The sequence below is a fragment of the Pseudoalteromonas sp. P1-11 genome (assembly GCF_001399995.1).
In the GTDB taxonomy this organism is placed as follows: Bacteria; Pseudomonadota; Gammaproteobacteria; order Enterobacterales; family Alteromonadaceae; genus Pseudoalteromonas; species Pseudoalteromonas atlantica.
Genome location: NZ_LJSP01000001.1, coordinates 141,249 through 149,698 on the forward strand (window position 1 = coordinate 141,249; position 8,450 = coordinate 149,698).

Consider the following 8,450-nt stretch of genomic DNA (forward strand, 5'->3'; position numbering starts at 1 on the left):
TCATGATTTTAGTTTCTATAATTATTGCACTAATACTTGAGCGTTTAGGTGCGCGCTCACAGTATTGGCAAATAAGCCATTACGTTAATGGTTATTTAAATCGCTCGGGTAAATTACTTAGTGAAAACGGATTGTTTAGCTCGGCAATTGGCTTTTTAATTTGGTTACTTTTGCCGGTAGTGGCTGTTGCGCTTATATATGTACTCTCTGACTTTGTACTATGGCAATTAGCTATAAATGTTGCGGTTTTATTGGTTTGTTTTGGTTGTGCTAAGCACCGCGCTTTATATAAGTCGTATTTAAATGCACTAACGCGGGATGATAAAACCGCGGCCTCATTATACGCACTACAAATGGGGCAAAAACACCTAGAGGATGAAGAGGGCGGAGAAACATTTGGGCAAACCTTAGCGTGGATTAATTTTAGATTTTATTGCGCCGTTATTTTTTGGTTTGTAATGCTTGGCGCCCCAGGAGCCGTGTTGTATGCAATAGTGCGTACGTTGGCCGATTTAGTTAAAGAAAACCATAAAGTGGTGTTTGCAAATCGTTTTACGCTGCTGCACAAATTATTATTTTGGCTAGATTGGCTACCAGCGCGTGTTGCAAGCTTTGGTTACTTAGTTATTGGTAACTTTAATAAAGGTACAAGCTGCTGGTTGCATTATGTATTGGATTTTAAAACGCCAAACCGCAAAGTAGTTACGTTTACAGCGCTTGCGGCTGAACAAGTAGAACAGCGTTATTACGGATGTGCTATTGAAGCTACTTGTATGATTAAATTAGTTAAACGCAACGTGCTTTTTTATTTAGTACTGATTGCACTGCTTACTTTATTTGGCGGTTTATCGTAGTCGCGATTTTACATCGCGCAATGTACGCCGCACTTAGGGTGAGTATCGCGGTGAGGGTGTTGGTCGCGGGGTAAACCCGCTGCAAGGGCTTTCTCTAATTCAAAAATTAATTTATTCAATAAATTCAACTAGAGTTAATATTCTAACTCACTCTGGTCAGACCATTTATTTTCATCTTGTTAACGTTTGAATAAAACAACCTCAATTGTGCATTGTTTGAACTTCGTTCAAAATGCGTTACGCTACTCTAATTGCTCAAATAACCTGTAAATTGACAGTTATTTGCCTTTTTGATACCTTATTGAAAATTTTTGGTATGACCAATTTACCGTTTGGGTAAATCGTCAAGCTCTAGGCCTTAAAAATTAGGCTTTTTAGTATTTATGCAACGTGGACGTTGATTAATGTCTTTAAAGATTAAAGCAGCAAAATTATCTGATGTTATTTTACAGCAACTTGAGAATATGATTCTTGAGGGCTCATTAGCGCCAGGTGAAAAACTGCCGCCAGAGCGCGAACTAGCAAAACAGTTTGAGGTGTCTCGCCCCTCACTGCGTGAAGCTATCCAAAAGCTAGAAGCAAAAGGATTGGTCACTCGCAGGCAAGGCGGTGGCACGTTTGTAAAAAATCAGCTTGAAGAAGGACTCACTGATCCGCTGTTTGATTTGATCAGTAAGCATCCTGAATCACAGTTCGATTTACTTGAATTTCGTCATGCACTTGAAGGGATTGCTGCATATTATGCGGCGCTTCGTGGTACCAGCACCGATTTTACCAAGGTTAAACAAAGCTTTGATAAAATTGCTCAAGTTAATAACGATTTACAATTAAAAGCCAAAGCAATTAATGCGTTTCACTTTAGTGTAGCCGAAGCCTCACACAACGTGGTTTTACTTCACTTAGTGCGAGGCATGCAAGCGCTACTGGAGCAAAATGTATTGCAAAACTTAACGGTTTTATTAAAAAAACCAGATATTAGCAATCAATTAGCCCAGCACCGGCGCTTATTAATGGATGCCGTAATTGAGGGTAATCCAGAACAAGCCCGACTAGCAAGTAATGCCCATTTAGCCTTTATTGAAGAAGCATTACTTGAAGCGGGTAAAGAGCATTCGCGAATTGAACGTAGTTTAAGACGCACAAAACAAAATTAAGCTAATACGCTGTACTTAGAACACACTAAATTAGGTATACGTGGTATTAAATTAACAACATTCGTATTTTAAACATAAGGAAACCTCCATATGTCTGAAGTCAATAAAATTGACGTAGACGCGCTAGAAACACAAGAGTGGTTACAAGCTCTTGAATCAGTTGTGCGCGAAGAAGGTGTTGAACGAGCTCAGTATTTACTTGAGCAAGTGTTAGAGCAAGCCCGTTTAGACGGCGTTGATATGCCAACTGGCACAACAACTAACTACGTTAATACTATTCCAGTAGATCAAGAACCGGCGTACCCAGGGGATGTAAACCTTGAGCGTCGTATTCGTTCGATTATTCGTTGGAATGCAATCATGATTGTATTACGTGCATCGAAAAAAGATCTCGACTTAGGCGGCCATATGGCGTCTTACCAATCATCAGCTGCGTTTTATGAAGTGTGTTTTAACCACTTTTTCAAAGCGCCAAATGAGGTAGACGGCGGTGACTTAGTTTACTACCAAGGTCATATTTCTCCGGGTATTTATGCGCGTGCATTTGTTGAAGGACGTCTTACGGCTGAGCAGCTTGATAACTTCCGTCAAGAAGTAGATGGCAAAGGTTTACCATCATACCCGCATCCTAAATTAATGCCTGAATTTTGGCAGTTCCCAACGGTATCTATGGGCTTAGGTCCAATTGCGTCTATTTACCAAGCACGCTTTTTAAAATACCTAGATGGCCGTGGCTTAAAAGACACTAAAAACCAACGTGTATACGCGTTTTTAGGTGACGGTGAAATGGATGAGCCAGAATCACGCGGCGCAATCTCTTTTGCTGCACGTGAAAAGCTAGACAACCTATGTTACTTAATTAACTGTAACTTACAGCGTTTAGATGGCCCAGTAATGGGTAACGGTAAAATTATTCAAGAACTAGAAGGCCTATTTAAAGGCGCTGGTTGGAACGTAATTAAAGTTGTATGGGGCAGCGGATGGGATATTCTGCTAGCTAAAGATACATCAGGTAAATTACTACAATTGATGAACGAAACAATTGATGGTGATTACCAAACATATAAAGCCAAAGACGGCGCGTACGTACGTGAGCATTTCTTTGGCCGTTATCCAGAAACAGCTGCACTTGTTGCAGATATGACTGATGACGAAATTTTTGCGCTTAAGCGTGGTGGTCATGAGCCATCAAAACTGTATGCTGCATTTAAAAAAGCTGAGCAAACCAACGACCGTCCTACCGTGATTCTTGCTAAAACTGTAAAAGGTTACGGCATGGGTGAAGCGGCTGAAGGTAAAAACATTGCGCACCAAGTGAAAAAAATGGACATGAGCCATGTTGAACACTTACGTGACCGTTTAGGCCTACAAGATTTAGTATCAGAAGAGCAAATTAAAGATCTTCCATACTTAACGCTTGAAGAAGGTTCGGAAGAATACAAGTACTTACACGCACGCCGTGATGCACTTAAAGGTTACACACCTACACGTATTCCTAAATTTACTGAAGAGCTAAAACTGCCAGAAGTAGACGCATTTAAGCCGCTACTTGAAGAGCAAAAACGTGATATTTCTACCACAATGGGCTTTGTACGTGCACTTAACGTGTTACTAAAAGACAAAGGCATTGGCAAAAACATTGTGCCAATTATTGCTGATGAAGCACGTACATTTGGTATGGAAGGTTTATTCCGTCAAATCGGTATTTACAATCCACATGGCCAAAACTACACCCCTCAAGACCGCGATATTGTTTCTTACTACAAAGAAGCTACATCAGGCCAAGTACTTCAAGAGGGTATTAACGAGCTAGGTGCAATGTCGTCATGGGTAGCTGCTGCAACATCTTACAGCACTAACGATTTACCTATGATCCCATTCTACATTTACTACTCTATGTTTGGTTTCCAGCGTGTTGGCGACATGGCATGGATGGCGGGTGACCAGCAAGCACGTGGTTTCTTATTAGGTGCAACAGCAGGTCGTACTACGCTAAATGGTGAAGGTCTACAGCACGAAGATGGCCACAGCCATATTCTTGCAAATACGGTTCCTAACTGTATTTCTTATGACCCAACGTACGCATTTGAAGTAGCGGTAATTATTCAAGATGGTATTCGTCGTATGTACGGTGAAAACCAAGAAAACATTTACTACTACCTAACGCTTATGAACGAAAACTACCATCAACCAGCAATGCCAGAAGGCGCTGAAGAAGGTATTCGTAAAGGTATTTACAAGCTTGAAAGCTACGAAGGTAAAAAAGCCAACGTACAGTTATTAAGCTCAGGTACTATCATGACTGAAGTGCGCAAAGCTGCAGCCATTTTAAGCGAAGAGTACGGTATTGCTTCTGATGTTTACTCAGTAACATCATTCAATGAGCTTACCCGTGACGGTCAAGACGTTGAGCGTTTCAACATGCTTAACCCAGAAAGCGAGCAAAAAACGCCATACATCACTAGCGTATTAAACGACTCAGTGACTGTTGCTGCGACCGACTACATGAAAAACTACGCAGAGCAAGCGCGTTCATTTATTCCAAGCAGCAACTATAAAGTGCTTGGTACAGATGGTTACGGACGCTCTGATAGCCGTGAAAACTTACGTCGTCACTTTGAAGTTAATGCAAGCTACGTGGTTGTTGCTACGTTATCTGAACTTGCTAAACGTGGTGATGTTGAAAAGTCAGTGGTTGTTGAAGCAATTAAAAAGTTCGACATTGACACAAACAAACTAAATCCACTGTACGCATAAGAGGTTTGCAATGAGTATTGAAATTAATGTACCAGATATCGGTGGCGATGACGTAGAAGTAACCGAAATCTTAGTAAGCGTTGGCGACAAAGTAGATGTTGATCAATCGCTACTAACCGTTGAAGGCGATAAAGCCTCAATGGAAGTACCTGCTGCGCAAGCAGGTACAGTCAAAGAAATTAAAGTAAGCGAAGGCGACACGGTAACAACAGGGTCGTTAATCATGATTTTTGAAGGCGAAGCGTCAGGTTCACAAAGTGAGCCAGAAGCGCCAGCTAAAACTGAGGCGTCTGCACCTGCAGAAGCTTCAGGTTCTTCAACTAAAGAAGTAACCGTACCAGATATTGGTGACGACGAAGTTGAAGTAACAGAAATCATGGTCGCTGTTGGTGACAGCGTAGATGAAGAGCAGTCAATTTTAAGTGTTGAAGGCGATAAAGCATCTATGGAAGTACCAGCTCCTTTTGCCGGTACTGTAAAAGAAATTAAAGTAGCCGAAGGCGACAAAGTAAAAACAGGCTCTTTAGTGTTTGTTTTTGAAGTAGCTGGCTCAAGTGCACCTGCATCAGATGCGCCAAAGCAAGAATCTGCGCCAGCAGAGACTACTCAAAGCGCCGAGCCAAGCACAAAAGAAGTAAACGTGCCTGATATTGGCGATGATGAAGTTGAAGTAACTGAAATCATGATTGCTGTTGGTGATACGGTTGAAGAAGAGCAATCTATCTTAAACGTTGAAGGCGACAAAGCGGCAATGGAAGTACCAGCCCCGTTTGCTGGTACCGTTAAAGAAATTAAAGTGGCCGCTGGCGATAAAGTCAAAACTGGCTCACTTGTGTTTGTTTTTGAAGTTGCAGGCAGTGCGCCAGCAAAAGCAGCAGCCCCGGCTGAGCAAAAGCCAGCGGCTGCACCAGCAAAAACCGAGTCTGCGCCAGCTCAAGCTGCACCTGCGGCTAAAGCAAGCAACGAAAGCTTTGAAAACAACAGCGCATATGCTCATGCATCGCCAGTTGTTCGCCGCTTAGCGCGTGAGTTTGGTATTAACTTAGCAAACGTTAAAGGCTCAGGGCGTAAAAACCGCGTAGTAAAAGAAGACGTGCAAAACTATGTTAAAAACCTAGTTAAGCAAGTTGAATCAGGCCAATTACCTGCTGGTAAAGGCAATGCGGGCGGTGGTGAGCTTGGCTTAATTCCGTGGCCGAAAGTAGATTTTGCTAAATTTGGTGAAATTGAAGAGAAAAAACTATCGCGTATTCAAAAGCTGTCGGGTAAAAACCTACACCGTAACTGGGTGCAAATCCCACATGTTACACAGTTTGACGAAGCTGATATCACCAGCCTTGAAGTGTTCCGTAAAGAACAAAACGTGTTAAGCGAGAAGAAAAAGCTCGGCGTTAAAATCACACCACTTGTGTTTGTGATGAAAGCGGTAGCGAAAGTACTTGCTGAGTTCCCAACGTTTAACTCGTCATTGTCTGAAGACGGTGAAAGCCTTATCCTTAAAAAGTACATCAATATTGGTGTTGCAGTAGATACGCCAAATGGCTTAGTTGTTCCAGTATTTAAAGATGTGGACAAAAAAGGCATTATTGAACTATCTCGCGAGCTGATGGATATTTCTAAAAAGGCGCGTGAAGGTAAGTTAACGTCATCTGATATGCAAGGCGGCTGTTTTACTATTTCAAGCTTAGGCGGTATTGGCGGTACGGCATTTACGCCGATTGTTAATGCACCAGAGGTTGCAATTTTAGGTGTGTCTAAATCTGAAATGAAACCTAAGTGGAATGGTAAAGACTTTGAACCTAAATTAATGGTTCCGCTTTCTATGTCGTACGATCACCGTGTGATTGACGGTGCTCTAGCTGCACGCTTTACAGCAACGCTTGCTAGCTACATGAGCGACATACGTCAGTTAGTGATGTAATCGCTACAATATGAACAAAATCAAATCCCAGCCAGTTGTTTTTAGCTGGGATTTTTACTATATGCAATGATACAATCTTTGCACTATTTGTGAATTGCTCTGATTTTCTGCCCATGCAGAAACATGGCAGTTAAATTTTAGGGCTGTGTCCCGTTCAAACAATTAAGGTAATAGCATGAGCAACGAATTAAAAACTCAAGTTGTTGTACTAGGCGGTGGTCCTGGTGGTTACTCTGCGGCTTTCCGTGCTGCTGACTTGGGCTTAGAAGTTACATTAGTAGAATCGCGTGAAACATTAGGCGGCGTATGTCTTAATGTTGGTTGTATTCCTTCAAAAGCACTTTTACACGTGGCTAAAGTGATTGATGACGCTGCAGAAATGTCATCTCACGGTGTTACTTTTGGCGCTCCGCAAATTGATTTAGACAAAATTCGCTCTTGGAAAGAGTCGGTTGTTGGTCAGCTTACAGGTGGCTTAGACGGCATGGCTAAGATGCGTAAAGTTAAAGTAGTAAATGGCTACGGTAAATTCACTGGCAGCAACACTTTAGACGTTGAAGGTGCTGACGGCACTACAACTATTACATTTGATAACGCAATCATTGCTGCGGGTTCTAAACCTGTTAGCTTACCGTTCATCCCAGAAGATGACCGTGTAATTGATTCAACGGGCGCATTAGAGCTTAAAGACATTCCAGAGAAGCTACTTGTTTTAGGCGGTGGTATTATCGGTCTTGAAATGGGTACTGTTTACCGCGCATTGGGTTCTGACATTGATGTTGTTGAGTTTGCAGACCAGTTAGTTCCGGCTGCGGATAAAGATATCATCAAGATTTACCAAAAATACGTAAACAAAAAATTCAATGTTATGCTTTCTACTAAAGTTGTTGGCGTTGAAGCGAAAGATGATGGCTTATACGTATCATTTGAAGGCAAAAACGCTCCAGCTGATGCCGTACGTTATGACAAAGTACTTGTAGCTGTTGGCCGTACGCCAAATGGTAAGCTTTTAGATGCAGATAAAGCAGGCGTAAACGTTGATGAGCGTGGCTTTATTAATGTTGATAAGCAATTACGTACTAACGTAAACCACATCTTCGCAATTGGTGATTTAGTTGGCCAACCTATGCTTGCGCATAAAGCGGTACACGAAGGCCATGTTGCTGCAGAAGTTATCTCTGGTCAGAAGCACTTCTTCGACCCTAAATGTATTCCTTCAATTGCGTACACTGACCCAGAAATCGCATGGGTAGGTGTTACTGAGAAAGAAGCAAAAGAGCAAGGCTTAAGCATTGAAACTGCGGTATTCCCGTGGGCTGCTTCAGGTCGTGCAATCGCATCTGCTCGTACAGAAGGTCAAACTAAACTAATCTTTGATAAAGACAGTGGTCGTATCATTGGTGGTGCTATGGTTGGTATTAACGCAGGCGAAATGCTTGGCGAAATCGGCCTAGGTATTGAAATGGGTGCTGATGGCGAAGATATCGCATTAACAATTCATGCTCACCCTACATTGAACGAATCTATCGGCCTTGCAGCTGAAGTATTTGAAGGTTCAATCACTGATTTACCAAACAAAAAAGCAGTTAAAAAGAAGAAGTAATTTAACTTTTTAATTTAACTTTTAAAAACCCAGCTTTTGCTGGGTTTTTGTTTTTATAGGCGCCAATTAAAAAAAATAAAACAAAACTAGCTTTTGTTGGTATCGTCTTTTATTTTGAGCTGATAGCTGATAGCTGATAGCTGATAGCTGATAGCTGATAG

General features: G+C 41.8%; 5 protein-coding genes. All 5 read left to right on the forward strand.

From position 1 onward, the window contains the following. The first annotated feature begins 2 nt into the window (after positions 1-2). The 5 genes from ampE to lpdA all read left to right on the forward strand — a co-directional run bounded on the left by ampE (position 3) and on the right by lpdA (position 8,289). On the forward strand, positions 3-854 hold the full coding sequence (gene ampE / locus AN390_RS00660; RefSeq protein WP_029773355.1) for a beta-lactamase regulator AmpE: 852 nt from the start codon (positions 3-5) through the stop codon (positions 852-854). Between the two features lie 404 nt (positions 855-1,258). Continuing rightward, positions 1,259-2,008: a pyruvate dehydrogenase complex transcriptional repressor PdhR gene (gene pdhR, locus AN390_RS00665; protein ID WP_004588597.1), complete on the forward strand. Its 750-nt coding sequence runs from the start codon at positions 1,259-1,261 to the stop codon at positions 2,006-2,008. A 90-nt stretch (positions 2,009-2,098) separates the two neighbouring features. Further along, positions 2,099-4,765, forward strand: a complete 2,667-nt coding sequence (aceE, locus tag AN390_RS00670; RefSeq protein ID WP_024031395.1) for a pyruvate dehydrogenase (acetyl-transferring), homodimeric type — start codon at positions 2,099-2,101, stop codon at positions 4,763-4,765. A gap of 10 nt (positions 4,766-4,775) precedes the next feature. Then, positions 4,776-6,686: a pyruvate dehydrogenase complex dihydrolipoyllysine-residue acetyltransferase gene (gene aceF, locus AN390_RS00675; protein WP_055252680.1), complete on the forward strand. Its 1,911-nt coding sequence runs from the start codon at positions 4,776-4,778 to the stop codon at positions 6,684-6,686. 175 nt (positions 6,687-6,861) lie between these two features. After that, positions 6,862-8,289: a dihydrolipoyl dehydrogenase gene (gene lpdA, locus AN390_RS00680; RefSeq protein ID WP_055252682.1), complete on the forward strand. Its 1,428-nt coding sequence runs from the start codon at positions 6,862-6,864 to the stop codon at positions 8,287-8,289. Positions 8,290-8,450: the final 161 nt, after the last annotated feature.

Excerpts from the sequence above, each read along its gene's own strand:
- ampE (WP_029773355.1), top strand. The coding sequence starts at position 3 with ATGATTTTAGTTTCTATAATTATTGCACTAATACTTGAGCGTTTAGGT.
- pdhR (WP_004588597.1), top strand. The coding sequence starts at position 1,259 with ATGTCTTTAAAGATTAAAGCAGCAAAATTATCTGATGTTATTTTACAG.
- aceE (WP_024031395.1), top strand. The coding sequence starts at position 2,099 with ATGTCTGAAGTCAATAAAATTGACGTAGACGCGCTAGAAACACAAGAG.
- aceF (WP_055252680.1), top strand. The coding sequence starts at position 4,776 with ATGAGTATTGAAATTAATGTACCAGATATCGGTGGCGATGACGTAGAA.
- lpdA (WP_055252682.1), top strand. The coding sequence starts at position 6,862 with ATGAGCAACGAATTAAAAACTCAAGTTGTTGTACTAGGCGGTGGTCCT.